25 protein-coding genes are annotated in these 25,142 nt (G+C 69.2%); 6 read left to right on the top strand and 19 right to left on the bottom strand.

The annotated features are described in order from the left end of the window. Nucleotides 1–51 precede the first annotated feature (51 nt). The 3 genes from DEU38_RS13400 to DEU38_RS13390 form a co-directional block, all read right to left on the bottom strand. The gene (locus DEU38_RS13400; protein ID WP_114721905.1) at nt 52–978 is read right to left on the bottom strand and encodes an NAD(P)-dependent oxidoreductase; all 927 of its coding nucleotides are present in this window, start codon (nt 976–978) and stop codon (nt 52–54) included. Nucleotides 979–1,116: 138 nt separating this feature from the next. Then, nucleotides 1,117–2,304 carry a 4-hydroxybenzoate 3-monooxygenase gene (locus DEU38_RS13395; protein ID WP_114721904.1) on the bottom strand — a complete coding sequence of 396 codons (1,188 nt, stop codon included), beginning with the start codon at nt 2,302–2,304 and terminating at the stop codon, nt 1,117–1,119. Between the two features lie 115 nt (nt 2,305–2,419). Then, nucleotides 2,420–3,136 carry an IclR family transcriptional regulator gene (locus DEU38_RS13390; protein WP_114722006.1) on the bottom strand — a complete coding sequence of 239 codons (717 nt, stop codon included), beginning with the start codon at nt 3,134–3,136 and terminating at the stop codon, nt 2,420–2,422. A gap of 178 nt (nt 3,137–3,314) precedes the next feature. Between DEU38_RS13390 and DEU38_RS13385 the strand changes: the two genes are divergently transcribed. Beyond that, nucleotides 3,315–4,598, top strand: coding sequence for an aromatic acid/H+ symport family MFS transporter (locus DEU38_RS13385; protein ID WP_114721903.1), 1,284 nt, complete (start codon nt 3,315–3,317; stop codon nt 4,596–4,598). Between the two features lie 66 nt (nt 4,599–4,664). Here DEU38_RS13385 and DEU38_RS13380 read toward each other — a convergent pair whose 3' ends face one another. The 4 genes from DEU38_RS13380 to rfbD all read right to left on the bottom strand — a co-directional run bounded on the left by DEU38_RS13380 (nt 4,665) and on the right by rfbD (nt 8,394). Then, a complete protein-coding gene (locus tag DEU38_RS13380) occupies nt 4,665–5,441 on the bottom strand; it encodes an SGNH/GDSL hydrolase family protein (protein WP_114721902.1) in 777 nt (258 codons plus the stop codon). Between the two features lie 64 nt (nt 5,442–5,505). Next, nucleotides 5,506–6,585, bottom strand: a complete 1,080-nt coding sequence (locus DEU38_RS13375; protein WP_114721901.1) for a sugar phosphate nucleotidyltransferase — start codon at nt 6,583–6,585, stop codon at nt 5,506–5,508. Beyond that, a complete protein-coding gene (locus tag DEU38_RS13370) occupies nt 6,582–7,499 on the bottom strand; it encodes a glycosyltransferase family 2 protein (RefSeq protein WP_114721900.1) in 918 nt (305 codons plus the stop codon). The genes DEU38_RS13375 and DEU38_RS13370 overlap by 4 nt, the downstream gene beginning before the upstream one ends. A gap of 34 nt (nt 7,500–7,533) precedes the next feature. Beyond that, nucleotides 7,534–8,394 (bottom strand): dTDP-4-dehydrorhamnose reductase, encoded by an 861-nt coding sequence (gene rfbD / locus DEU38_RS13365; protein ID WP_114722005.1) that lies wholly within the window; start codon nt 8,392–8,394, stop codon nt 7,534–7,536. 186 nt (nt 8,395–8,580) lie between these two features. Between rfbD and DEU38_RS13360 the strand changes: the two genes are divergently transcribed. Both DEU38_RS13360 and DEU38_RS13355 read left to right on the top strand, forming a co-directional pair. Beyond that, on the top strand, nt 8,581–10,080 hold the full coding sequence (locus tag DEU38_RS13360) for an LCP family protein (RefSeq protein WP_114722004.1): 1,500 nt from the start codon (nt 8,581–8,583) through the stop codon (nt 10,078–10,080). 40 nt (nt 10,081–10,120) lie between these two features. Further along, nucleotides 10,121–10,831, top strand: coding sequence for a TIGR03089 family protein (locus DEU38_RS13355; protein ID WP_114721899.1), 711 nt, complete (start codon nt 10,121–10,123; stop codon nt 10,829–10,831). Here the strand turns inward: DEU38_RS13355 and DEU38_RS13350 are convergent. From DEU38_RS13350 to DEU38_RS13340, 3 genes are read right to left on the bottom strand one after another with little or no spacing between them, the layout of a single operon-like run. After that, on the bottom strand, nt 10,816–11,175 hold the full coding sequence (locus DEU38_RS13350; protein ID WP_114721898.1) for a hypothetical protein: 360 nt from the start codon (nt 11,173–11,175) through the stop codon (nt 10,816–10,818). The two genes, DEU38_RS13355 and DEU38_RS13350, sit on opposite strands and share 16 nt — an antisense overlap. A 55-nt stretch (nt 11,176–11,230) precedes the next feature. Further along, entirely contained in the window at nt 11,231–13,651 is a 2,421-nt protein-coding gene (locus tag DEU38_RS13345; protein WP_258557876.1) for an FtsX-like permease family protein, read from the bottom strand. A 23-nt stretch (nt 13,652–13,674) separates the two neighbouring features. Then, entirely contained in the window at nt 13,675–14,430 is a 756-nt protein-coding gene (locus tag DEU38_RS13340; protein WP_114721896.1) for an ABC transporter ATP-binding protein, read from the bottom strand. A 258-nt stretch (nt 14,431–14,688) separates the two neighbouring features. Here DEU38_RS13340 and DEU38_RS13335 point away from each other — a divergent pair, with 258 nt between their 5' ends. After that, nucleotides 14,689–15,537 carry a DUF559 domain-containing protein gene (locus tag DEU38_RS13335; protein ID WP_114721895.1) on the top strand — a complete coding sequence of 283 codons (849 nt, stop codon included), beginning with the start codon at nt 14,689–14,691 and terminating at the stop codon, nt 15,535–15,537. A gap of 77 nt (nt 15,538–15,614) precedes the next feature. Here the strand turns inward: DEU38_RS13335 and DEU38_RS13330 are convergent, their stop codons facing one another. From DEU38_RS13330 to DEU38_RS13315, 4 genes are all read right to left on the bottom strand, one after another. Then, nucleotides 15,615–16,304, bottom strand: coding sequence for a response regulator transcription factor (locus DEU38_RS13330; RefSeq protein ID WP_114721894.1), 690 nt, complete (start codon nt 16,302–16,304; stop codon nt 15,615–15,617). Between the two features lie 10 nt (nt 16,305–16,314). Further along, nucleotides 16,315–17,499: a sensor histidine kinase gene (locus tag DEU38_RS13325; RefSeq protein WP_114721893.1), complete on the bottom strand. Its 1,185-nt coding sequence runs from the start codon at nt 17,497–17,499 to the stop codon at nt 16,315–16,317. A 30-nt stretch (nt 17,500–17,529) separates the two neighbouring features. Beyond that, the gene (gene purE, locus DEU38_RS13320) at nt 17,530–18,003 is read right to left on the bottom strand and encodes a 5-(carboxyamino)imidazole ribonucleotide mutase (RefSeq protein ID WP_114721892.1); all 474 of its coding nucleotides are present in this window, start codon (nt 18,001–18,003) and stop codon (nt 17,530–17,532) included. Between the two features lie 69 nt (nt 18,004–18,072). Continuing rightward, the gene (locus tag DEU38_RS13315) at nt 18,073–19,338 is read right to left on the bottom strand and encodes a 5-(carboxyamino)imidazole ribonucleotide synthase (protein ID WP_114721891.1); all 1,266 of its coding nucleotides are present in this window, start codon (nt 19,336–19,338) and stop codon (nt 18,073–18,075) included. A 131-nt stretch (nt 19,339–19,469) separates the two neighbouring features. Between DEU38_RS13315 and DEU38_RS13310 the strand changes: the two genes are divergently transcribed. Continuing rightward, a complete protein-coding gene (locus DEU38_RS13310) occupies nt 19,470–20,063 on the top strand; it encodes a GtrA family protein (RefSeq protein WP_114721890.1) in 594 nt (197 codons plus the stop codon). Here the strand turns inward: DEU38_RS13310 and DEU38_RS13305 are convergent. From DEU38_RS13305 to DEU38_RS13285, 5 genes are read right to left on the bottom strand one after another with little or no spacing between them, the layout of a single operon-like run. Beyond that, nucleotides 20,060–21,385 (bottom strand): HAMP domain-containing sensor histidine kinase, encoded by a 1,326-nt coding sequence (locus tag DEU38_RS13305; RefSeq protein ID WP_114721889.1) that lies wholly within the window; start codon nt 21,383–21,385, stop codon nt 20,060–20,062. The genes DEU38_RS13310 and DEU38_RS13305 overlap by 4 nt on opposite strands. Nucleotides 21,386–21,397: 12 nt before the next feature. Further along, on the bottom strand, nt 21,398–22,078 hold the full coding sequence (locus DEU38_RS13300) for a response regulator transcription factor (RefSeq protein WP_114721888.1): 681 nt from the start codon (nt 22,076–22,078) through the stop codon (nt 21,398–21,400). 38 nt (nt 22,079–22,116) lie between these two features. After that, a complete protein-coding gene (locus DEU38_RS13295) occupies nt 22,117–22,710 on the bottom strand; it encodes a PH domain-containing protein (protein ID WP_114721887.1) in 594 nt (197 codons plus the stop codon). Between the two features lie 46 nt (nt 22,711–22,756). Further along, nucleotides 22,757–23,869, bottom strand: a complete 1,113-nt coding sequence (locus DEU38_RS13290; protein WP_114721886.1) for an AI-2E family transporter — start codon at nt 23,867–23,869, stop codon at nt 22,757–22,759. Nucleotides 23,870–23,911: 42 nt separating this feature from the next. Further along, nucleotides 23,912–24,487, bottom strand: a complete 576-nt coding sequence (locus DEU38_RS13285) for an HdeD family acid-resistance protein (protein WP_114721885.1) — start codon at nt 24,485–24,487, stop codon at nt 23,912–23,914. 233 nt (nt 24,488–24,720) lie between these two features. Here DEU38_RS13285 and DEU38_RS13280 point away from each other — a divergent pair, with 233 nt between their 5' ends. Continuing rightward, complete coding sequence (locus DEU38_RS13280) at nt 24,721–25,140, top strand: hypothetical protein (protein WP_114721884.1); 420 nt, start codon at nt 24,721–24,723, stop codon at nt 25,138–25,140. Nucleotides 25,141–25,142 lie beyond the last annotated feature (2 nt).

Raw genomic sequence — 25,142 nt, 5'->3', positions numbered from 1 at the left:
AAAGGGCCGGTTCCACCGAATCATTCGGTGGAACCGGCCCTTTCGCGTATGTCAGCCCGCAGTCGCGGCCTTCACGATGTCGTGCATCTCGGCGATCGCCCGCGCGCAGTCGTTCCGCGTGTAGGCCAGCAGTTCGACGTCGGCGGCGGCCGGTTCGTACGAGATGACGTTGCCGCGGCCCTGCACGATGAAGCTGTCGGGCAGCAGCGGATGCTCCTCGTCGCGCTCCTCGATGACCCGGTCGCCACCGGCGGCGTCGACGAGCAACTGGAAGTACTCACGGAAGGTGAGGTTCTGGTCGCCGATCAGGTACGCCTTGCCCGACTCGGCGCGCTGCAGCGCACCCCAGATCGCCTCGGCGAGCGAGCCCGCCGACAGATAGTTGGTGCCGCCCGCGGGCGCGAAGTCCGGAATCTGCGGCTCGTTGCCGGCCGCCCACGAGAACAGCTTGCGGTAGCGCTTGGCCGACACCCCGCTGATCGCGCCGAGGATCGACGGCGGGTTCAGGGTCGAGACGTTGAAGTTGTCGTCGGCCAGCGCGCGGGCGCCCTCGTCGGCCGCCTGGCGCGCCGCGACGTACGGCATCGTCTCGGCGTACTCCGGCCGCAGGTGGTGGTAGTAGCTGCCCACCTGGACGAACCGGGCGACGCCGGCCTCCTTGGCCAGCGCGGCGAACCGCGGCACGCCGCCGGTCTGGGTCTTCTCCCAGAACTCGTCCTCGGCAGCGGCATCTGCGACCCGACCCATGTGCCGGATGTCCTGGCCCGCCGCGAAGACGATGCCCTCGAAGGGCGCCAACTGCGCGGCGGTGAAGGTCTGTTCGGTGTAGTCGCCGAGCAGCACCGGGAACTCGCGCACCGGTGAGTCGTCAGCGAGCGGGTTACGCGCGGCGACGGTGACGTCGTTGCCCTGCTCGCGGAGGTGAAGTGCCGCGTGGGCACCGATCATGCCGGTGCCGCCGACGATCAGGATCTTCATGGAAAGCCTCTTCTGTAGGTGGTGCGGTGCTGCAATTTCCGAACCTACGGAACGTCGACTCCACCACATCACGGCTTTCCCGGACAGCGAGAAATGCGCCGCCCCGGGTTTCGGGGCGGCGCATCGCTGCCGTGCGAATCAGCCCAGCGGGGTGCCCACGTAGTTCTCGGCGATCAGCGTGCGACCGGCGACCGAGCGGGTCACCATGTCGAGTTCGGCGACCTGACGCTTGTGGTCGAAGCCGGACGCGTCGGGCAGGCGGTGCAGCATCGAGGACATCCACCACGAGAAGTGCTGCGTGCGCCAGATCCGCGGCAGCACCGTCTCGGTGTAGCGGTCGATCCGACCGCGGTTGCCGGTCTCGAAGAACTCGGCCATGCCCTTCGACAGCTCGTACACGTCGGCGACGGCGAGGTTGAGGCCCTTGGCACCGGTCGGCGGCACGGTGTGGGCGGCGTCGCCCGCGAGGAACAGGTTGCCGTGCTGCATCGGCTCGCACACGAAGCTGCGGAACTGCAGGATCGACTTCTCGAAGATCTTGCCGTCCTTGATCTCCGCACCCTCACCGTCGACGCGGGCGTGCAACTCCGACCAGATGCGGTCGTCGGACCAGTTGTCCACCGAATCGTCCGGATCCACCTGGAGGTAGTGGCGCTGGACCTCCTGGGTGCGGGTGCTGATGAGCGCGAATCCGCGCGGGTGGTTGGCGTAGATCAGTTCCTCGGACGACGGCGGCGCCTCGGCGAGGATGCCGAACCACGCGAACGGGTACTGGCGGAAGTGGTCCTGGCGGATGGACGGCTCGGGGATCAGCTTGCGGGTCTTGGTGCGCGAGCCGTCGCAGCCGCCGACGAGCGCACACCCGAGCTTCTGCTCACTGCCGTCCGCGTCGGTGTAGGTGATGTACGGGTTGTCGGTGGTGTGGTCGTGGACCTCGACGTCGGAGACGCCGAACCGGATTTCGCCCCCGTCCGCGATGCGCTTGGCGATGAGGTCCTTGAGGACCTCGTGCTGCGGGTAGACCGTGACCGCGCGTCCGTCGGTGAGTTCGTCGAACGCGATCCGGTGGCCGCGGCCGCCGAAGCGCAGTTCGATGCCGTGGTGCTCGAGGCCCTCGGCCTTCAGCCGGTCGCCGAGACCGGTCGCGGTCATCAGGTCGACGGTGTTCTGCTCGAGCACACCGGCACGGATGGTGCCCTCCACCTCTTCCCGGGTGCGCGCCTCGAGAACGACGGACTCGATGCCGCGAAGGTGCAGGAGGTGGGACAGCATCAGTCCGGCCGGGCCGGCGCCGACGATGCCGACCTGAGTGCTCGAGTGGGTCATACGGTTACTCCTCGGTAGATCGTGATGGCCACCACTGTTCCCGCGGCCGATCCGCGGCAACACCTCGACTTTCACTCAGCGAAAGACCAATCCCGTGGGGTCGGAGAGATCTCGGTCACGCCAGGCCGCGTGAGACGCCTCGCGCGGCGGCCCGCAACGCGGGGATGAGAGGGGTCGGATCCGCCGACGCGGCCACCACGACGGAGATCGACGCGGCCACCTCCCCGCCGGCCCTGAAGACCGGAGCGGCGACCGCGAGCGTGCCGATGTTGAGGTGCTCGCGGCACACGACGAAACCCTTGCGGCGGATCTGATCGAGGGTGGATCGCAGTCGATGCTCGGTGGTGATGGTGTTGGGCGTGAATCGCTCGAGCCCGGCAGCGAGCACCTCACCGAGGAGTTCCGTCCCACCGTGCGCGAGCAGAACCAGCCCGCCACTCGATGCGTGCAGCGGCAGCCGACCGCCCGCGCGCCCGACCACAGCGACCGCCCCACGTGCGGAAAGTCGCTCGATATAGAGCGCCTCGAGGCCCTCGCGGACGATCAGTTGGACGTTCTCGTGCGTGGCCTCGTAGAGGTCCTCGAGGTAGGGCATCGCCACCTGCCGGAGCCCGTGCGCCCCGGGCGCGAGGGCGCCGATCTCCCACAACCGGACACCGATCTCGTAGCTGCCGTCGGCAGCGCGTTCGAGCGCGCCGTTGTCCGCCAATTGGATGCACAACCGGTGCACGGTCGGCAACGGCAGACCGGTTCGCCGACTCAGGTCGGACTGCGTCATCCGCGGTCGATCCACAGAGAAGGAATTCAGTATTCGGAACGCCCGACCGAGCATGCTGCGGTCGATCTCGCCTTCGTCGATCACCTGTCCAGTGTGGCCGGACCACACGCCGACGGGGCCACCAACCCACCGGTTCGTGGCTTGACATTCACATGTGACCCACCAAACAATGGCCGAGTTCTGAAATTGAACGGTGGTTCGTATTGCGAACACCTTGGCTTCTGGAGATCGAATGAGCACCATCGAACGACCCGCGACACGCGGTCGCGCCGCGATGTGGGTCGCCCCACTGTGTTGGATCGCCGTCCTTCTCGACGGATTCGATCTCGTGGTCCTGGGTGCAGTCATCCCCTCGCTGCGCGAGTACGGCGACTGGAACCTGAGCACGAGCGCGATCACGACAATCTCGACGTTCGGGCTCGTCGGCATGACGATCGGCGCGCTCGTCATCGGCACCCTCACCGACGTCATCGGACGGCGCCGGGCACTGATCTACGCCGTCGCGGCGTTCTCGATCCTGACCCTGCTGTGCGCGGTCGCCCCGAATCCGTTCATCTTCGGTCTGCTCCGCTTCCTCGCGGGCGTCGGACTGGGTGGCGCACTGCCGACCGCCCTGGCACTGGTCAACGAGTTCTCCAAGAAGCAGGGTGGCGGATCCGCGTCCACGATGCTGATGACCGGGTACCACGTCGGCGCCGTCGCCACCGCGGCCCTGGCCCTCGTGCTCATCGACCCGTTCGGCTGGCACTCGATGTTCGTCGTCGGCGCGGCACCGGCCATCGTGCTGATCCCGCTGATGATCAAGTACCTGCCGGAGTCGCCCTCGTACCTGCTGTCCAAGGGCCGCCGCGAGGAAGCCGAGGCCATCGCGGCACAGTACGGTCTCGCGCTCGAGGCCGCGACGGCCGCCGACGCGCCCGTCGCCACGGCCACCGATCCCGTGAAGACGCTCTTCTCGCCCAAGTTCCTGCGGAACAGCATCGCCATCTGGGTCACGTCGTTCATGGGTCTGCTGCTGGTGTACGGCCTCAACACCTGGCTGCCGACGATCATGCGTGAGGCCGGCTACGAGCTGGGCGCGGCCCTGACCTTCCTGCTGATCCTCAACGCCGGCGCCGTCGTCGGCCTGCTCATCGCGGGCCGCGTCGCCGACAAGGTCGGCCCCCGCACCGCGGCCATCGTGTGGTTCACCGGCGCTGCCATCTTCCTCGCGCTGCTCAGCATCGACGTCGCCGGCGGCATCTACGTGATGGTGTTCCTGGCCGGCTGCTTCGTGTTCAGCGCCCAGGTTCTCGTGTACGCCTTCACCAGCGCCAACCATCCCGCGAACATCCGCGCGACCGCGCTGGGCTGGTCGGCCGGCGTCGGACGCGTCGGCGCGATCTGCGGCCCGATCCTCGGCGGCGCGCTGCTCGGCGCCGGATACGCGGTGCCGTGGGGCTTCTACGCCTTCGCGTTGGTCGGCCTGATCGGCCTGGTTGCGATCTCCTCGACCCGCAACCTCGGTACCGACTGACGGACCTGACATGAGAGAAGGCCGACCGAGATTCCCGGTCGGCCTTCTCTCGTCGGTCGGTATCCGCTAGCGAATGGGCGCGAGCGCGGGCCGCTTGGCGCTGACGCCGTCGCCCGACGACGTGCCACGGACGCGCCGCCCGATCCACGGAATCAGGAATCCCCTGGTCCACTCGAGATCGGCGCGACGCTGGGAGGCCTTGTCGGTGGGCAGATCGGGACCCAGCGGATCCATCACGATGTGGTGCTCGACGCCGAGCGTCTCGAGCACCCGGATCGCCATGTTCTGGTGGCCCGGCGTGGACATGTGCAGCCGGTCCCAGTCCCACATCCGCAGATCCTGGTACTCGTCGAAGCGCCAGAAGTCGACGAGCTTCGCGCCGTGCCGATCCGCGACCTCACGGACCAGTTCGTTGTAGACGGCCGAGCGGCCACGGATCTTCGAGAACACCGCAGACCAGCCCGCGTCGTACGCGGTCCACACCAGCACGGTCGCGCCGGTCGCGGTCAGCTTGCCGATCGCGTCGTCGTACCGCGCGACGAGGGCGTCGAGGTCGATCTTGGGGCGCATCAGGTCGTTGCCACCCGCGTAGATCGTCACCAGATCGGGTTCGAGCGCGACCGCGGCGTCGAGCTGTTCGTCGACGATCGGGCCGAGCAGCCGCCCCCGGATCGCGAGATTGGCGTAGCCGAAGTCGGCGCTGCGCCGGGCGAGCTCCTCGGCCACCCGGTCCGCCCAGCCGCGCAGGCCGTTCGGTCGGGTGGCGTCGGGGTCGCCGACACCCTCGGTGAACGAGTCACCGAGGGCGACGTACCTGTGGAAGACGGGTTCCTGCGACATCATGCTCCCAGTATTTCAGTAGCAAGACTAAGGAAGCCGGCTCAGTGCCGAATCACACGTCGCCGAATCACACGTCGGTGCTGAAGCGCACTCCGCCGTCGGGCAGCTTGACGCCGGGCCACACTCGCGCCCCGCCGATCAGTTCGCACCGCGCACCGACATCCGCGCCGTCGCCGATCACGGCGTCGCGGATCAACGCGCGCGGACCGATACGGGCGCCGAAACCGATGATCGACCGCTCGACCACGGCACCGGCCTCCACCTGGGCGCCGTCGAACAGCACCGCGCCGTCGAGTCGGGCGCCCGCGCCCACCTCGGCGCCCCGCCCCACGACGGTGCCGCCGATCAGCAGCGCGCCCGGTGCGACACCCGCGCCGGGATGGACCAGCGACTCGCCGCGCGGACCCTCGAGTGCCGGCGACGGCGCGATGCCGCGCACCAGGTCCGCGGAGCCGCGGACGAAGTCGTCGGGGGTACCCATATCACGCCAGTACGACGTGTCGACGTGACCGAACACGCGGGCCCCGTCGGCCAGCAGGGCCGGAAACACCTCACGCTCGACCGACACCGGGCGATCCGACGGGATCTTCTCGATGATCTCGCGGCGGAAAACGTAGCAGCCGGCATTGATCTGGTCGGTCGGCGGATCCTGGGTCTTCTCCAGGAACGCCTTGACCCTGCCGTCGTCGTCGGTGGGCACGCAACCGAACGCTCGCGGATCGCCGACCCGCACGAGGTGCAGCGTCACATCGGCGTTGGTCCGGTGATGGGTGTCGAGCACCGCGCCGAGATCGGTGCCGCCCAGGACGTCACCGTTGAAGACCATGATGTTGTCCGCACGCAGGCTCGGCAGCACGTTGCGGATGCCGCCGCCGGTACCCATCGGCTCGACCTCGGTGACGTACTCGATCTCGAGTCCCAGGTCGCTGCCGTCACCGAAATGCTCCTCGAACACCTCGGCCTTGAACGACGTGCCCAGCACGACGTGCGTGATCCCGGCCTGCTTGATCCGGGCCAACAGGTGCGTGAGGAACGGCACCCCGGCAGTGGGGAGCATGGGCTTGGGGGCGGACAGCGTCAGCGGACGCAGCCGGGTCCCCTGACCCCCGACCAGAATGACGGCATCGGTCGCCGAAGCAGTTGTCATGCTTTCCCCTCAATCTCGATCTCTCGACGCTCGTTCTGCTTGCGCTCGTCTTCCCGGCGCTCCCGAACCGCTGCCGCGACCGCGAGCTTCGAACGCAAGGCGAGTCCACCCCGCAGAGCCCACCGCAGCGGGGCCTGCCACCACGCGGGGTGGCGATCGGCCTGGAAGCGGTAGGCGCTCTGATGATGGGCGGGCAGCATCAACTCGGGATGCCGGCCCGCGGCATGGCCCTTGGCATGGGTCACCTCGGCCGACGGCACGAAGACGTTGAGCCAGCCCGCCTTACCGAGCCGGTCACCGAGGTCCACATCCTCCATGTACATGAAGTAGCGGGAGTCGAAGCCGTCGATCGAGTCGAACGCGACCCGGCGCAGCAGCAGGCACGAGCCGGACAACCACCCGGCGGGACGCTCGGTGATGGTCTCGTTCTCCTGGAGGTACCGCTGCGTCCACGGGTTGGACGGCCACACGGAACCGAGGACGGCGTGGCCGGCACCGGAGATCAGATCGGGCACGCGACGGGCCGAGGGGTACATGCTGCCGTCGGGTTCGCGGACCATCGGCCCGAGGGCACCGGCCCGCGGCCAGCGCGCTGCCGCGGCGAGCAGTTCGTCGATCGCGCCGGGCGACCAGCGCACATCGGGATTGACGACGACGACGAACTCGATGTCGGGGTCGATCTCGGCGACGGCGCGATTGATCGCACCGCCGTACCCGATGTTGCCGCCGGTGCGGAGCAGTCGGACGTGATCGTGAGCCGCCGCAGCGGCCTCGGGCGCCCCGTCGGTCGACCCGTTGTCGGCCAGGATGACCTGCGGGTTTTCGACCGTCGCATCGGCCAACGTGTCGAGGAAATGCTCCAGATGCTCGCCGGGCGAGTAGGTCACCGTCACCACGGCCAGCTTCGAACTCACGCGGGCAAGCGTATCCCGAAAGCCCGCATCGTCCTCATTCGAGCCGGGCCAGCGCGTCGCCCAGCGCGTCCTGCCACGGCCGCAGCGGGGTCAGACCGGCTGCAACCCACGACGCGGGCGAGAGCACCGAGTAGGCGGGTCGCGGCGCGGGGCGCACGAACTCGGCGCTGCTGCACGGCCGGACCCGCGCGGGGTCGGCGCCCACCCCCTCGAACACGGCACGGGCAAGGTCGAACCATGTCGCGGTACCCGAGTTGGTCGCGTGCAGCGTGGTCGCGCCCCCGCCGCCGGTGCGGGCCAGTTCGAGCAGTCCGGCAGCGAGGTCCGCGGAGTACGTGGGCGAACCCACCTGGTCCGTGACCACCTGGACGGTGTCGCGGTCGCGCTCGAGCCGCAGCATCGTCGCGACGAAGTCGTTCCCGACTCCCGTGTACACCCATGCCGTCCGGACGATCTGCGCGTCGGGCAGCACCTCGCGGATCGCAAGCTCGCCGGCGAGCTTGCTCCGGCCGTACACCGTCTGCGGATCGGTGGGGTCGTCCGTCTCGTACGGCACGGCACGGTCCCCCGCACGGTCCCCCGCGAAGACGTAGTCGGTGGAGACGTGGATCAACCGCGACCCCGCACGCGCACACGCCGACGCCAGGTTCCGCGGCCCGGTCGCGTTGACCGCGGCGGCGGTCTCCTCGTCCGACTCCGCCGCGTCCACGGCGGTATAGGCCGCGCAGTTCACCACCACCGAACCGGGTTCCACCCAGGCGTCGACGGCACCGCGGTCGGTGATGTCGAGCTCGTCCGAACCCACTCCGACGATCGGAACGTCGACGAGGTTCTGTAACGCCAGCAGGCGACCACCCAACTGCCCGCGTGCGCCGGTCACCAGAATCCTCTTCACGGGTTCCGAGTCTGGCACGCCGGACAGCTGTATCGCGTGCTGCGCGCAGAACACCAGTAGCCTTGACAGCGGTTGTAATCGCGCAGTTGCTCGGATTGCGATTCGGAATGCAGTTCGGATCTGCTCGGATTTTCAAGGATCTTCAGGGAGGGGCCACAGGTGCCGCAGGAGCCCACCGCATCGGAAGTGCCGCGACCGCCAGCCCCGGTCTCGCGCATCCAGATCGCCATCGCGGTCGCTGCGGTGCTGGTGCTCGTGATCACCGGATTCGCTTGGCGCAGTGTCGACTCGCTGCGGTCGAGCCTCTCGACGATCGGCGATCTCGGACTGGGCGGCACCAAGGACGGCGCCGTCGACATCCTGCTCGTCGGTACCGACAGCCGCACCGATGCCCACGGCAATCCGCTCAGTCAATCCGAACTCGAGTCGCTGCGTGCGGGCGAGGAGGTCGCGTCCAACACCGACACGATCGTCCTGGTGCGCGTGCCCAACGACGGCAGTTCGGCCACCGCCATCTCCATTCCCCGCGACGCGTACGTGGACGTGCCCGGGATCGGGATGTCGAAGATCAACGCCGCTTACGGCGCGACCAAGGAAACCGAGCGGCAGAAGCTGGTCGAGGACGGGGAATCCGATTCCGACGCCGAGAAGGAATCGACGCAGGCGGGCCGCGAAGCGCTCATCAAGTCCGTCGCGAAACTGACCGGCATCACCGTCGACCACTACGCGGAGATCGGCCTGCTCGGCTTCGTCCTGCTAACCGACGCGGTCGGCGGGGTCGACGTGTGCCTCAACGCGGCTGTCGACGAACCGCTCTCGGGTGCGAAGTTCCCCGCCGGCGACCAGACACTCGACGGCTCCGATGCCCTGAGCTTCGTCCGCCAGCGACACAACCTGCCCCGCGGCGACCTCGACCGGATCGTCCGCCAGCAGGTGTTCATGGCCTCGCTGGTGCGCGAGGTGCTGAGCGCGCAGACCCTCACCAACCCCGGCAAGCTGAACCAGCTCAGTTCCGCGGTGCAGCGGTCGGTGGTGCTCGACGCCGACTGGGACATCATCGAGTTCGCCACCCAGCTCAAGGACCTCGCGGGCGGCAAGGTCAAGTTCGAGACCATCCCCGTCGTCGACATCAACGCGATGACCGACTACGGCGAGTCGATCGTGCAGGTCGATCCCAAGGCCGTCCGCAAGTACGTCGCCGGACTGGTCGGTGAGGAACCCACCGAGGACAAGTCCGACCAGAGCACCACGTCCGCCGTCCCGACCGAGATGCCCGACATCGATCCGTCCTCCGTCACCGTCGACGTCTCCAACGACAGCAGCATCAGCGGTCTCGCCTCGAGCGTCGGAACGACCCTCGACGGCAAGGGCTTCGGCCTCGGCGAGGTCGGGAACAACACGGGCAAGTCCGTGACGCGATCCACCGTGTTCGCGAACAAGTCGGACAGCAAGGGTGCCCAGGCCGTCTCGGTGACTCTCGGTGGCCTGCCGATCGAGACCGACAAGTCGCTGTCGTCGGGCACCGTCCGTGTCGTCCTCGCCGGCGACTACAAGGGTCCCTCCGGAACCTCGTCGGGCTCCGGATCCGGATCCTCGGGCATTTCCAGCGCCGGCACCTCGCCCACCCCCGTCGAACCCGGTCCCGCGATCGACGCGGGCAACAACGGCCCCCACTGCGTAAATTGAGCGGTCACCACTGCGTCGACCGAGTACAGATCGGAACACCGTGCCCAACCTGACCACCGCGCTGCTCGAACCGATCCTGGCCACCGACCCGGCCGGCCCGCGGATCACGTACTACGACGACGCCACCGGCGAGCGGGTGGAGCTGTCCGCGATCACGCTGGCCAACTGGGCGGCCAAGACCGCCAACTTCCTGTGCGACGAGTTCACGCTGATGCCCGGCGCGCGGGTCTCGGTGCTGCTGCCGGCGCACTGGCAGACCGCCGCCGTCCTGCTCGGCGCGTGGTGGGCCGGGCTCGAGGTGACGCTGGAGGCCGATCCCGACGCCGACGCGGCCCTGGTCACGGCGGATCGACTCGACGACGTCGCCGATGCGCCCGAGGTTGCGGTGCTGTCGCTGGACGCCTTCGGCCGTCCGGTCCCCGACCTGCCGGTGGGCGTCACCGACTACGCGACCGCGGTGCGTGTGCACGGCGACCAGTTCCGTCCCGGCAGTGCCGGGTCCGCGGCGCTGGACGGCCGCGGTGTCGACGATGTCCTGACAGCGGCCCGGGCGGTGGCCGTCGCGCAGAACGTGAGCGGCTCGGACCGGGTCCTGTCCACCCGTTCGTGGGCGACCACCGACGACCTGATCGCGGGGCTGGTCTCGGTCCTCGCCGCCGGGGCGTCGCTGGTGCAGGTGTCGAATCCGGACGACGCGGCGATGACGCGGCGCGTCGAATCCGAGAAGGTCACCGCTCAGCTCGCGACGTAGCCGCCGTCCTCGAGTCCCGCCGCGATCTCGTATCGATTGCGGGCGCCGGGATGACGGATCTCCTCCCACAGGTACATCAGCGCGAAAACCGCGCCGTGCCAACCCCACTGGTCGGCGTGGACGGCCTCGTGCCGGATCACGCGATCGGCGGTGTTGCCTCGCGTCAGGTAGGCGCCGCCGAGCGTGGTGCCGCCGCGACCGAATCCGCCCCGCATCCCCGAACACACGAAGATCCCGTACCGGTCGTCGAATTCGATGCGGGCCCGCCACAACCGGGCGTACCGCAGGGCCACGACGGTCACGAGGCGCGAGGTCCGACTGCCGCGAGCGGCCCGGGTCAGCATGGTCTGCCGATCCCGGGCCCCTCGCGTCGTGCTCACACACCTCACGCTAGCGTCGTCACCCGGCCAGCGCCGCCACCGGCGCGGTGCGCGCTGCCCGCCGCGCCGGCAGGATCGCGGCGAGCACTCCGGCCGCTCCCCCACCCAGCACGATCAACGCGAGTGTCGGCCACGGCAGCGTGCCCAGCACGAGGTCGTCGAAGCCGAACACCGACGCCGATCCGGTGATGCCGAACGCAAGGCCCAGCGCCACACCGAGCGCCGACGCCACCCCGGCGATCAGCACCGCCTCCCACAGCAGCAACGACCGCAGGCCCGCGCGTGTGAGCCCCACGGCGCGCAGCAGGCCCGACTCCCGGCGCCGCTCGAGCACCGACAGCGCCATCGTGTTGCCGACGCCGATCAGTGCGATCACCACGGCCACCGACAGCAGTCCCGCCACGACCAGCAACAGCGTGTCGAGGACACTGTCGAGGGTCGCGCGCATCGCCAGCGATCCACCGACCTCGCTTCCCGGTGCCAGTTGCTCCGCGAGCGCAGTGATCTCGTCCTGCACCACACGGCGCTCGTCGTCGCTCAGTCCGTCGGCGAGCCGGATCCACATCTGGTCGGTCGTCACCTGCGACGACAGGGCCGCGAGCAGGCGCGCCTCGGTGAGGGCCGGCTGGCCCGTGGACGCGCCGACCGTCAGCTCGCTTCGTCCGACGTTGCCCGTGAGGGACACCGTCTCGCCGAGGTCGAGCCCCAGATCGAGCCGGTCGTCCGGCGACAGCAGCAGCTGGTGCGGACCGGGCAGGTCGACGTCGGTGCGCAGGGTCGCCCGGACCGCCGCGACGTCCACGCCGACCACCGGCAGCGTCCGGCCGTCGGGCAGGGAGACGTCGGCAGTGCCGAGCGGGGCCACCGCGTCCACACCCTCGAGGCCGCGGATGCGCTCGGCCAGGTCGCCGGGCAGTCCGGTGCTGCCACCCGCCTCGACGCTCACGTCCACCGGGAACTGGTCGTCGACCGCGCCGGGCGCACTGGCCTTCGTCACGGCGATGCCGACGACGAGCGTGCTCGTGAGCGTGACGCCGATCAGCAGGGCCGTCGCGGTCGCCGCGGTCCGGCGCGGATTGCGGCCGGCGTTGCCTGCGGCGAGCAGCCCCACCGGCCCACCGAACCGTCCCAGCAGCGCACCGACCCGAGAGATCACCGCCGGGACGATCCGCTGACTCAGCATCACGATCGCGACGAACGTCAGCAGACCGCCGACGCACGCGATCAGCACCTGACCGGTGGTGGCCCCCAGCGCGAGGATGCCGACACCCGCGATCAACGCGAGCGTCCCGAGGACGCGGCGCGCCCGTGACACCGCGACGGGTTCGGGCGTCGATTCGAGCGGCTGCAGCGCCGCGAGCGGGGAGACCCGGGTCGCGGCACGGCTGGGAGCCGACGCCGCGGCCAGGGTCATCACGACGCCCACCACCACGCCGACGATCACCGTCACCGGCGTCACGCTCAACCCGCGCAACGGGATCGGGACGTCCGCCGCGGCCGCGATCCGGGCCACGAGCCACGCCGTTCCGACGCCCAGCATCACGCCCAGGACCGACGCGGCCACGCCGACACCGGCCGCCTCGACCCGCACACTGCGGCGGACCTGCGCCGCCGTCGCGCCCACGCACCGCAGCAGCGCCAGTTCCTGCGTCCGCGCGGCCAGCAACACCGCGAACGTGTTGGCGATCACGAGCGCCGCGACCACGACGGCGATGGCACCGAACGCCAGCAGGACGCTCGCGAGGAGGTCGGAATCGCCGAGGAACTGCTGCGATGCCAGTTCCGCCTGGTGGACACCGGTGTCGACCGTCGCATCCGCGGGCAGCGCGCCGCGCACCCGGTCCGCGAGCTGCTGCTGCGACATCACGCCGTCGCCGGCGATCCGGATCTCGCGGTTCCCGCCGCCCGACGTCCACGCGTCGAGCTGCTCGACCGTCGCGAAGACGGTGGTGCCGTTCATCTGCTGTGCCGTGCCGGACAGATCGACCAGCCCGACCACCTTCGCGGTGTCGCTGATCTGCGCCTCGGAGCTCAGCGTGGTGACGGTCAGATCGGACCCGATCGGCACGCCCGAGCCCGCATCCACGGCGATCTCGCCCGGCGCCTCGGGGAATCGCCCGTCGGACAGGGTCTGCCAGCGCAGTCCCGGATCGTCGGACAGCGACTGCGCCGACCCGAACGACGAGCCCTCCCCGTCGCGGCGCACCTTGACGCTCGCCGAGACGTCCTCGGTGACCGCGTGGACACCCGGCACCGCCCGGATCGCCGCCAGGTCGTCGCTGCCGCTGACCACGACGTCCGTCGTCGCGTACTGCCCGGCAAGCGAATCCGTCACGCCCGCCTTCAACGTCGAATTCAGCGTCAGTGTCGCCACGATGAACGCGACGGCGATCACGACCGCCAGCACCGACGCGAGGTAGCGTCCCGCATGTGCGCGCATCTGCGCCCACGCCAGCCCCCGCATCAGCGCGCCCGACTCAGGTCGTCGGCGCCGAGGAGGCGCATCGTCTCGATCACCGAATCGGTCGTGGGACGGTCGATCTCACCGGCGATCCCGCCGTCGGCGATCAGCACCACCCGATCGGCGTACGACGCGGCCACCGGGTCGTGCGTCACCATCACCACGGTCTGCCCCGTCTCGCGGACACTCGACCGCAGCAGGTCGAGCACCTCGGCGCCGGTCCGCGAGTCGAGGTTGCCGGTGGGCTCGTCCGCGAAGATGACATCCGGCTGCGGCAGCAACGCCCGCGCGACGGCGACGCGCTGCTGCTGACCCCCGGACAGCTCGTGCGGGCGATGTCCGAGCCGGTCGGACAGCCCGAGCCGGCGCACCACCTCCTCACGCCATTTGGGTTCGGGCACCCGGCCCGCCAGTCGCATCGGTAGCAGCATGTTCTCCTCCGCCGAGAGCACCGGCAGCAGGTTGAACGCCTGGAACACGAACCCGATCCGCTCGCGACGGAGTTCGGTGAGCGCCTTGTCGCCCAGCGCCGTGATCTCGGTGCCGCCGATCGTCACGGTCCCCGACGTCGCCGTGTCCAGTCCGGCCAGGCAGTGCATCAGCGTCGACTTGCCCGAGCCCGACGGCCCCATCATCGCGGTGAACGCCCCGGCCGCGAAGTCCACATCCACGCCACGCAGCGCGTGCACCGCGGTCTCGCCGGCGCCGTAGGTCTTGGTCAGGCCCCGCGCCCGCACCTTCTGGTCATCAGTTCTCATGGTTACGACGTTATGGCTGGTCAGTGGCCTTCCACATCGGAGCGCGGGGCGATCTCTCGGCGGATCGCGTCATCCCGGAGTAGGACGCCGGGTCAGCCCCAGAGCCCACTCCTGCGCGATCGCCGCGGGATCCCGCGCTGCGGCCCGAGGAGTGGGCGCTCAGGCCGAACTGTCCACAGCGCCCAACTGATCCACAGGCGAACTCCTGCGCCCGAGCCTGTAGCCGACTCCGTCACCGGGCGCCCCCAGGCTGCAGCCATGAACCACTTCGGAGTCCACACGTTCGAGGAGTTGACCGCCGCCGGGGTGCCGCCGAGCACGATCGGCAGCCGCTGTCGCACCGGCCGGTACCGGCGCGTCCTCCCCCGGGTCTACGCGACCGGCGAGCCGACCACGCTCGCACTCTGCTGCGCGGTGACGCGCTGGCAGCCGACCGCGACCCTCAGCCACCGCACCGCGGCGTGGCTGCACGGGTGGACGGACGAGCCGAAGATCCTCGAAGCGACGGTCCCGCCGAACATCCGGGCCCGCGCCCCCGAGTGGCTCCGGATCCACCGCCGGGTCCTGGACCCGGCCGAGGTCGTCGAGCGCCGTTCGCTGCCGACGGTGTCGGCCACGCAGGCACTCGTCGACTGCGCGACCGTGATGCCCGCGCCCGAGTTCGAGCCCCTCGTCGACGCCGAACTGTGCCGGTCCGTGAATCCGGAGCGCGTGCGGGACCTGTGCACTGCGCACCCCGGGCGCTGGGGAAACACCGCGGCGGTGGCGCAACTGCGGGTCGCCGCGGTGCGCGCGGCGTCCGAACCCGAGCGGATCCTCGCACGGGCGTTCCACGCTCGACGCTGCCCGCTCGCCGCCAACGAAGCCGTCGGGCCGTACGTCTGCGACTTCGTCGATGCACCGGGGCGGGTGGTCGTCGAGGTCGACGGCCGCGAGTTCCACAGTGCGCCCGAGGTGTTCCGGTCCGACCGCCGACGGCAGAACTGGCTGGTCCGTCAGGGGTGGCTGGTGCTGCGGTACGCCGCGTACGACGTCCTCGAGGACTCCGGGCGGGTCGCGGACGAGGTGGTCGAGGTGGTTCGACGGCGCAGGCACGCGCGGCGCTGACGGCGTGGATGTCCACTCCTCGAGTGTGTGCGCGGGAATCCGCGCCGCGGCCTGAGGAATGGGCGCGCAGGCCGACGTCAGTCGGAGCCCAGGAGATCCTGCGGCCGCACGAGACCGATCTGGAACGCATACAGCACGGCCTGCACCCGGTCCCGCGAGCCGGTCTTCGACAGCACCCGTCCCACATGGGTTTTCACGGTCGCCTCGGAGACCACGAACTTCTCGGCGATCTCCGAGTTCGACAGCCCGCGCGCCATCGCCTCGAGCACCTCGACCTCGCGGGGCGTCAGGTCGTCCGGAAGCGACGGCCGTACCGCATTGCCCAGCATCGGGCCGACGTGCTGCAACAGCTTGCGGGTGGAGCGCGCCTCGATGACGGCGTCGCCGCGGTGCACGGTCCGGATCGCGTCGAGCAGTTGCTCCGGCGGGACGTCCTTGAGCAGGAAGCCGCTGGCGCCCGCGCTGATCGCCGACATCACGTACTCGTCGTTCTCGAACGTGGTGAGCACCACCACCTTCGGGGACGCGTCCTGCGCGGTGAGCCGGCGGGTGGCCTCGATGCCGTCCATGATCGGCATCTGCACGTCCATCAGCACGACGTCGGCGGGGGTGCGCGCCAGCTCGTCGACGCCGCGGGCACCGTCGGACGCCTCCATCACCACTGTCAGGTCCGGCTGCGAATCGATCACCATCCGAAACCCCGCCCGCACCAGTTGCTGATCGTCGACGAGGGCGACGCGGATCGGCTGCGTGGCGGTTTCTTCCATGTCGACCAGCCTAGGGCGCGACGTACGGCAAACGGCCGCGCACCCGATAGCCGCCGCCCGGGACCGGGCCCGCGACGAGCTTGCCGCCGTGCAGCTTGGCGCGTTCGGTCATGCCGATGACGCCCTGCCCGCCCGGGGACGCGTCGATCAGGGCCGCCGCGCCGCCACGGCCGTCGTCGTCGACGACGAGTTCGAGTTCGTCGCCACCCCAGTTCACCTCGACGCGCGCCACCGCCCCCGGCCCGGCGTGCTTGAGGACGTTGGTGAGGGACTCCTGGACGATGCGGTAGGCCGTCAGACCCGTGCCGGTCGACAACTCGCGCGGCTCGCCCGTCACGTGCAGGTCGACGTCGAGTCCGCCACGCTGCAGCTCGGCGACCAATCCCCCGATGTCACCGGCGCCGGGCATGGCCGCGAACTCGCGGGGCCGATCCTCGCGCAGCACCGACAGCAGCGCCCGCATGTCGGTGAGCGCCTGCCGGCCCGTCGACGAGATGGTTTCGAGCGCATCGATCGCGGCCTGCGGATCCTGCGCGGCGCCGTAGCGGCCGCCGTCGGCCTGCGCGATGACGACGGTGAGCGAGTGCGCGACGATGTCGTGCATCTCGCGGGCGATGCGGGTGCGCTCGTTGACGGCCGCGAGTTCCGCCTCCTGGGCGCGTTCGAGTTCCAGCAGTCGCGCCCGCTCGGCGAGGCCCTCGAGTTCCTGGATGCGCACCCGCCGCAGGTCGCCGAACGCCCACACCGCGAGGACGAACACGATGAGGAACATCGCGGTGATCACGGCCTGTTCCCAGCCGCGTCCCTCGTACGCGAAGTACTCGGCCCCGGCCGCCGCGGCGCCCAGGATCGCGATCGCCAGCGCCGTGTAGCTGCTCCACCGCGGCGTGTACGCCGCGAACGCGTACAGCGCGACCGGCACCGCGAATGCGCTCGGCAGCAACGTGTCCGGGATCAGCACCAGGTGCGCGACCGCGAATGCCGCGACGACGAAGCCCGAGATCACGGTCCGCGACCGACGCCACGCCAGCGGCAGCGTCATCCCGAGGGTCACCGCGACGCTGACGGCGTTGCCGTCGATGAGCGCGTTCGGCAGGCACACCAACGTGAGGAGCACCGCCTCCACGCGGTCGATTCCGACCGCGTGGGCGGCGCTCCAGCGATACCAGCGCTCGCTCAGGGGGAACCGGGCCATGCCGTCAGCCTAGAACCCGGATCGAACCGGTCAGCCGAGCAGCTTGGCGCGCAGCGCCTCGTCCTTCTCCAGGACCATCTGCTCGAGACCGGCCTGGAAGGCGGCCATCCGCTGCTGCAGGGCCGGATCCGACGCACCGAGGATGCGTGCGGCCAGCAGGCCCGCGTTGCGCGCGCCGCCGATCGAGACGGTCGCGACCGGGACGCCCGCGGGCATCTGCACGATCGACAGCAGCGAATCCATGCCGTCGAGGTACTTCAGCGGGACGGGCACGCCGATCACCGGCAGCGGGGTGGCCGACGCGACCATGCCCGGCAGGTGCGCGGCACCGCCGGCGCCCGCGATGATGACTTTGAGTCCCCGAGCTGCGGCGTCGCGGGCGTAGTCGAGCATGCGCTGCGGCGTGCGGTGCGCGGACACGACACCCACCTCGAACCGGACACCGAACTCGGCAAGCGCCTCGGCGGCGGCCTCCATCGTCGGCCAGTCCGAGTCGCTGCCCATGATCAGCCCGACTGCGGGCCCGTTCGATTCAGTCACTTCGTGTCGCTCCCGTGCTCGTTCCGAACAGTGTCATTCCCGCCCATGTTCATCCCACCCGTCAGTCCATTCGGCGTGCGACAGCCAGTGCGCCGCCCGCTGCGCGCGCTCGCGCACGGCCGCCACGTACTGCGGGTCGTCCGGCGAACCGTCGGCCCCGCCGAGCACGTTGACGTGCCCGATCTTGCGGTCCTTGCGCTCACCCTTGCCGTACAGGTGCACCTTCGCGTCGGGCATCCGTGCGAACAGGTGGTGCAGACGCTCGTCCATGCTCATGACGGGCGCAGTCGGTGCCCCCAAGACGTTCGCCATAACCGTGACCGGGGCGAGGGGCGACGTGTCACCGAGCGGGTAGTCGAGGACCGCGCGCAGGTGCTGCTCGAACTGCGACGTCCGCGCACCGTCCTGGGTCCAGTGACCCGAGTTGTGGGGGCGCATCGCAAGCTCGTTCACGACGAGCCGGCCGTCGGTGGTCTCGAACAGCTCCACCGCCATCGATCCGACGACGCCCAGCTCGGCAGCGATCCGCAGCGCGAGCTGCTCGGCCTCGGACGCTCGCTCGCCCGACAGCTGGGGCGCGGGCGCGAGGACGACAGCGCACTGTCCGTTCAACTGCACCGTCTCGACGACGGGCCACGACGCGCCCTGCCCGAACGGCGAACGCGCGACCATCGCGGACAGCTCACGGGTGAAGTCGACGGCCTGCTCGACCATGAGCTCGACGCCCTTGTCGAGCTGCTCGGTGACGATGGCCTCGGCCTCGTCGGAGTCGTCGGTGATCCAGACGCCACGGCCGTCGTAGCCGCCGCGCACAGCCTTGAGGACGATGGGCCAGCCGTGCTCGGCACCGAAGCGGACCACGTCCTCGGCCCAGGTGACCGCGGCGAAGGCCGGGACCGGGGCGCCCATCTCGCTGAGCTTGCGACGCATCGCCAACTTGTCCTGCGCATACACGAGCGCCTGCGGCGGCGGCTGCACGTTGACGCCCTCGGCCACCAGCACGTCGAGGTGCTCGGTGGGGACGTGCTCGTGGTCGAACGTCAGCGCGTTCGAGCCGAGCGCTGCCTTACGCAGAGCCGCGAGGTCGGTGTGGCTGCCCAGGACGACGTCGGGGCTGACCTGAGCGGCGGGCTCGTCGATGCTGCCCGCGAGCACCCGCAGCGTCTGTCCCAGCTCGATCGCGGCCTGGTGGGTCATGCGCGCGAGCTGGCCACCACCGATCATCGTCACCACGGGCATACCGCTGGGGAGATCGCGAGGAGGCGCGGGGCGAGGTTCGGAATCAGATTTGCCGGTCACGACACACCATGGTGTCACGTTCACCTCGGACCGGTTCTTCCGAGGTCATCGACGGTGTCAACCTGTGAAGAACCTGATAATGGACGATCCGCTGCATCGATCGAGATCCCGGGTTCGTAGAATACGATGTTGTGTCTTTCGTCGACGCGGCGATGAGCCGAGTTCCACAGCCGTTCAGAGCCATCGTTCTTCGCCACCACGAATTGATCAAGTTCGCAATCGTCGGCGGCACGACCATGGTGGTCGACCTCGCCATCTTCTACTCCCTGAGCCTCACGATCCTCGAGCAGAAGCCCGTGGTCGCGAAGGTCCTCTCCGGCGTGGTCGCGACCATCCTGAGCTACGTCCTCAACCGCGAGTGGTCGTTCAAGCATCGCGGCGGGCGCGAGCGCCATCACGAGGCGCTGCTCTTCTTCACGATCAGCGGCATCGGTGTCCTCATCGCGGCGGCACCGCTGTGGATCGCGAACAACGTCTTCGACATCCGGACGTCCATGAGTTTCGGTGCGCTGGTGGTGGTCGACTTCGTGCTGAACTACATCATCGGCAACCTGCTCCAGATGGTGTTCCGGTTCTGGTCGTTCCGGCGGTGGGTGTTCCCCGAGGAGAACACAGTGAACACAGCGAACACCGAGAACACAGCGATCGCGGCGACGACCGAGCACGAGGCGATCGCGCAGCCGGAGCCGATCGAACTCGCAGGCGAGGACCCCGCCCGCCCCTAGCGCGGTTCGTGGATCCCGACCACCCGGGTCGGCGCATCGTCCTTGACCGGGGCGAGGAACACCGCGAACAGGGCGGGCCGTCGGCGCTGCAGTTCCAGGCGGCCGCCGTCCGCCTCCACGAGGGCCCGCGCCAGCGCCAGTCCGACGCCGGTGGACCCGGCACCCGAGAAGCCCCGGTCGAAGATGTGCGGCGCCAGCTCGTCGCTCACGCCCTCCCCCTCGTCCGACACCTCGACGCACACCCGCGAGTCCTTGCCGGCTTCGCGGCCCACCGGGCCGGACACCAGACGCACCGACACCGTGCAGGTGCCTGCGCCGTGCTGGAGGGCGTTGTCGATCAGCACGGACACCGCCTCCCGGAGGCGCGATCCGGTCGCCGACGACGTCAACCGCGGCTCGCCGCGCAACCGCAGCACCCGGCCCGCGTCCTTGAACGGCCCCTGCCAGTCGGCGACGACGCTCGCGAGCTCCCCCACCACCGACACCGGCTCCCGGTCCGCGGCACCGCTGGCCCGCGAGGACCGCACGAGATCGTCCACCGCGACGGTGAGCCGGTCGACCTGCGCCATCGCTTCCTCGGCCTCGTGGACCACCGCCGGGTCGGGGTGCCCGGACAGCTCGTCGAGCCGCAGTCGCACGGCGGTGAGGCGGCTGCGCAACTGGTGGGAGACGTCGCCGACGAGCGCGTGCTCGCGCTGCAGGCGCCCGGCGATCTCGACCGTCGCCGAGTCGAGCACGTCGGACACGCGGTCCAGTTCGGGGATCCCGTGACGCCGGGAGTCGGGCCGGAAGTCGCCCTCCGCGAGCCGGGCGGCGCGGTCGGCGACGTCCTTGAGCGGATCGGCGAGACGTTTCGCGGTCACGACGGCCACGCCCGCTCCGGCGCCGATCGACGCGAGCACCAGCAGGGTCACCGCACCGACCGCCTGACGCTGCAGGGTCCGCATCCGATCCGACGGCACCTCGAGGCGCAGCGACCCGGACGTCCCCATCGAGAGGGATTCGACGAGCGGTGACGGCACCGATTCCGCGCCGATGTCGAGTCGCGACGCCCCCTCCTCCGGTGTCGGGTATACGACCACGAGTTTGCCGCCCTCCGGCACGACCAGCCGCAGCCCCGTCGTGTCGAGTCCGCCTTCGACGACGCCGGAGGCACCCTCCTGCACGATGATCTCGGCGGCCATTCGGTCGAGCCGACCCTGCAGGTCGCTGCGAGTGAAGTCCTCCACCCACAGCCACGCGGTATAGATCAGTGGAACACCGAGCAGCAGCCCCGTGAAGATGACGACGGCGAGGATCGATTGCAGGATTCTGCGGCGCACGGCGCGGGAAACCTAGTCGGTGTTGATGCGGAAGCCGACGCCACGCACGGTCGCGATCCGGCGATCGGCGCCCGCTCCCTCGTCACCGATCTTTCGGCGCAGCCAGGACATGTGCATGTCGAGCGTCTTCGATCCGCGCAGTTCGACGTCGCCCCACACCTCGCGCAGGATCGTGTCGCGCGAGACGACCTGACCGGCATGTTCGAGCAGCACACGCAGCAGCTCGTATTCCTTGTTGGCGAGCGCGACCTCGGACCCGTTGACGAGCACTCGCCGGGCCGCGGGCTCGAGGCGGATACCGGCCACCTCGACGGCCACGTCCTCCCCGCTGCCACTGCGGCGGAGCAGGGCCCGAACCCGTGCCATCAGCTCGGCGAGACGGAACGGTTTGCCGACGTAGTCGTCGGCGCCGGCGTCCAGACCGACCACGAAGTCCACCTCGTCGGTGCGCGCGGTCAGCATGAGCACGGCGAGATCGAGGCTGTGCGCACGCAGCTGGCGGCACACCTCGAGTCCGTCCATTCCGGGTAGACCGAGGTCGAGGATGAGGAGCTCGAAGTCACCGGTGAGCGCACGATCGAGCGCGGACGGCCCGGTCTGTTCGATCGTGACGGTGTAGCCCTCACGTCCGAGTGCACGCGACAGCGGCGCAGCGATGGCCTCGTCATCTTCGGCAAGTAGTACAGCGGTCACGACGACAGCCTACGGTCGGTTTAGCCGGCGCGGTTCCATTACCAGCCTTTCCGGAAATTCCGGCCGTCGTCTCCGGAGTCGTCCGGCGCCCGTCCCGGCCCCGGGTGACGGTCGTCCCGGTACTCGTCCCGATGCATGGACGTCGAATCGAATACCTGGTGGTACAGCCGCGAATGCACCTTCTGCACCTCCGGAATGTCGTCGAATTCGAGCGGATCGTCGGACGACGAGACGATGACGAGGGTTCCGGTCCGCAGCATTCGGTCGACCAGGCCGTGACGGAACTGCACGTTGCTGATTCGGTTCATCGGGATGTCGATTCCGGTGTGGGTCATCACGCCGTGCCGAATCATCACCCGGCGGTCGGTGACGATGAAGTGCGTCGAGTTCCACCGCAGCACCGGGACGAGAACGCGCCATCCGACGACGGCGAGCCACACCGCGGCGATCACGAGGAGCACCACGGTCACCGCGCCGCCACTCAGCTGCGACTGTGCGATCCCCGCCGCGAAGCCCGCGATCGCGGTGACCAGGATGAAGATCAGGGCCGGGGCGACGAGCATCTTCCAGTGCGGATGCCGGTGCAGCACCAGCTCCTCGTCCGCCGCCAGCGCGTCCTGCGGATAACCCATGCGAAGAGTGTGCCAGGTCGGGCGGGCCGACAGGACGTCCGACGGTTCACGGACTCCGGGGTTCCTCCGGTGGCGGCCGCTCGACCTCCCGGGCGCCCTTGATGAACACATCGGCCCAGCGCGTCGACGGGTCGATGTCGATGAAGAACGCCTTCACCAACAGCGACATCGGAATCGCCAGCAGCGCGCCGAGCGGGCCGAGCACCCACCCCCAGAACACGAGGGCGAGGAACGTGGTCGTCACCGACAGCCCGACGGCGTCGCCGACGAACTTGGGCTGGATCACCGATTGGATGACGACGTTGATGACGCTGTAGGCGATGATCACGATGATCGCGAGTTTCGGTCCGCCCTCGAGCAGACCGAGCAGTGCGGGCGGTATCAGTCCCAGCACGAACCCGATGTTCGGGATGTAGTTCGTGATGAACGACAGCAGGGCCCACAGGATGGGGAGCGGAATGCCGAGCCACCACAACGCGAGGCCGTCGATCACCGCGACGATCAACCCGAACACCGTCGACACGATGAGATAGCTGCGGGTTCCCGAAGCGAACGTTTCGATGGCATAAGCGATTTCGGGCCGGTACCGGGCGACGACGGCCAGCCGATCGTGCATCGACATACCGTCGAATGCCATGAACAGCAGCAGCGCGAGGATGAAGAACAGGTTCGAGAACACGCCCAGCAGGCCCGAGACGAGAGCCTCCGCGTAGCCGACCGCCTTACCGAAGTCGATGCCCGACAGCGCGTTCTGGATCTGGTCCGATCCGATGCCGTGCTGTTCCAACCGCTGCTCGACCTGGTCGAGCAGCTGCTGTGCGTCGTCGGAGTACTGCGGGAGGAGCGTCGCGAGCTGCGCGACCGAGATCGCGAGCGCTCCCACGAGACCGAGCAGGATCGCGTACACCGCGACCAGGGCGCCGAGCATCCCGATCCAGCGTGGCCAGCCCCGATGGCGCACCCACTCCTGAATGGGCTGGACGCCGACCGTCAGCATCAGTGCGAGGAACACCGGGCCCAGCACGCCGGAGAAGGCCTTCATCCCGGTCACGGCGACGACGCCGCCGGCGATGGCGAGGAGAACGATCAGGCCGCGTGGGATCGCCCAGTCCGACCGGTTCGTCGGAGCGGGCGGTTGCCGATCGTTCCTGCGTGCCATCCGACCTCCGCTCGCGGCGAGAACCGGTTCGGTGCTGGCGGATCAGCTCGTACGTCGTGCGAGGAACGCCGCGGCGACCACGATGATGCCGTACAGGATCATCCAGACGCCGACGACGATCACGAAGACGCCGAGCGAGAGCTCGGGCTGGAGCAGCACGATTGCGCCGGCCACCACGCTGATGATGCCCAGCACGATGCCCACCGCGCGGTTGCCTGGGACCTCCGACGCTCCGGCAACGATGTCGAGGACACCGCGGAACACCCACCATGCACCGATGACGAGCGCGATGATCACGAGCGTCTGCAGCGGACTGCGGAGAACGAGGAAGCCCAGCAGGATCGCGAGAGCACCCGACAGGCCGGTCAGGGTGCGCGCCGCGGTCGGGGCGCCGACTTCGGCGAAGGACCGCACGATCTGGATGATGCCGAACGCGAAGACCTGGATCGCGATGAGGACGGCCGCCACCACCAGGGTCGCGTCGGGCCAGACCAGCATCGCAATTCCGAGGCCGAGCGTGAGCAGACCGAATACGACGGTCAGTCCGGTGAGAAACCGCCGAGCAGTTTCAAATTGCCCGGAATCACCGACCCAGACTTCGTCCGATCCCGCCGACATGCCTTGTTGACCATTCATCGTTTTCCCTCCGCGTCACGCGAATCGTGGATGAGCGTCAAAGTAGCAGCAATTCACACGATTGCCAGCGATGAACGACTTTGTGGTTCCGACTGCGATTCTGCGCGGTTTCACCCGCAGCGGGTGAGGTTCCCCGCAGAATTCGGTACGACACTCCTGCTGATGGAGTGGCTTCTCCAGCGATGTCTTCTCGACCGATCGAAAGGGGAACTGCGATGACGGATCGCACACCGACGACCCACAGTTCGGGCGGCGCCAAACAGGGATTCGCTGCGGGAGCGTCGATCGCCGCCGCGATCATTCTCATGACAGTCGGAATCCTGCAGATCTTCCAGGGAATCTCTGCACTCGCGGACGACAACTTCTTCGTCGTCGGCCCCGAGTACGTCTATCAGTTCGACCTCACCACGTGGGGTTGGATCCACCTGATCCTCGGCATCGTCGTGGTCCTCGTCGGACTGGGACTGCTGACCGGTGCGACGTGGTCGAGGGTGACCGCCATCATCATCGCGGCACTGTCGATCATCGCGAATTTCCTGTGGATCCCGTGGTACCCGATGTGGTCGATCCTGATCATCGCGCTCGACATCGTGGTGATCTGGGCCGTGTCCACGTGGGACACCGAGCGCGCCTGACG

The sequence above is a fragment of the Rhodococcus sp. AG1013 genome (genome assembly GCF_003350365.1).
GTDB lineage: Bacteria > Actinomycetota > Actinomycetes > Mycobacteriales > Mycobacteriaceae > Prescottella.
Note: the sequence above shows the minus strand (reverse complement) of the source record. Positions and strands in the feature narration are given on the sequence as shown.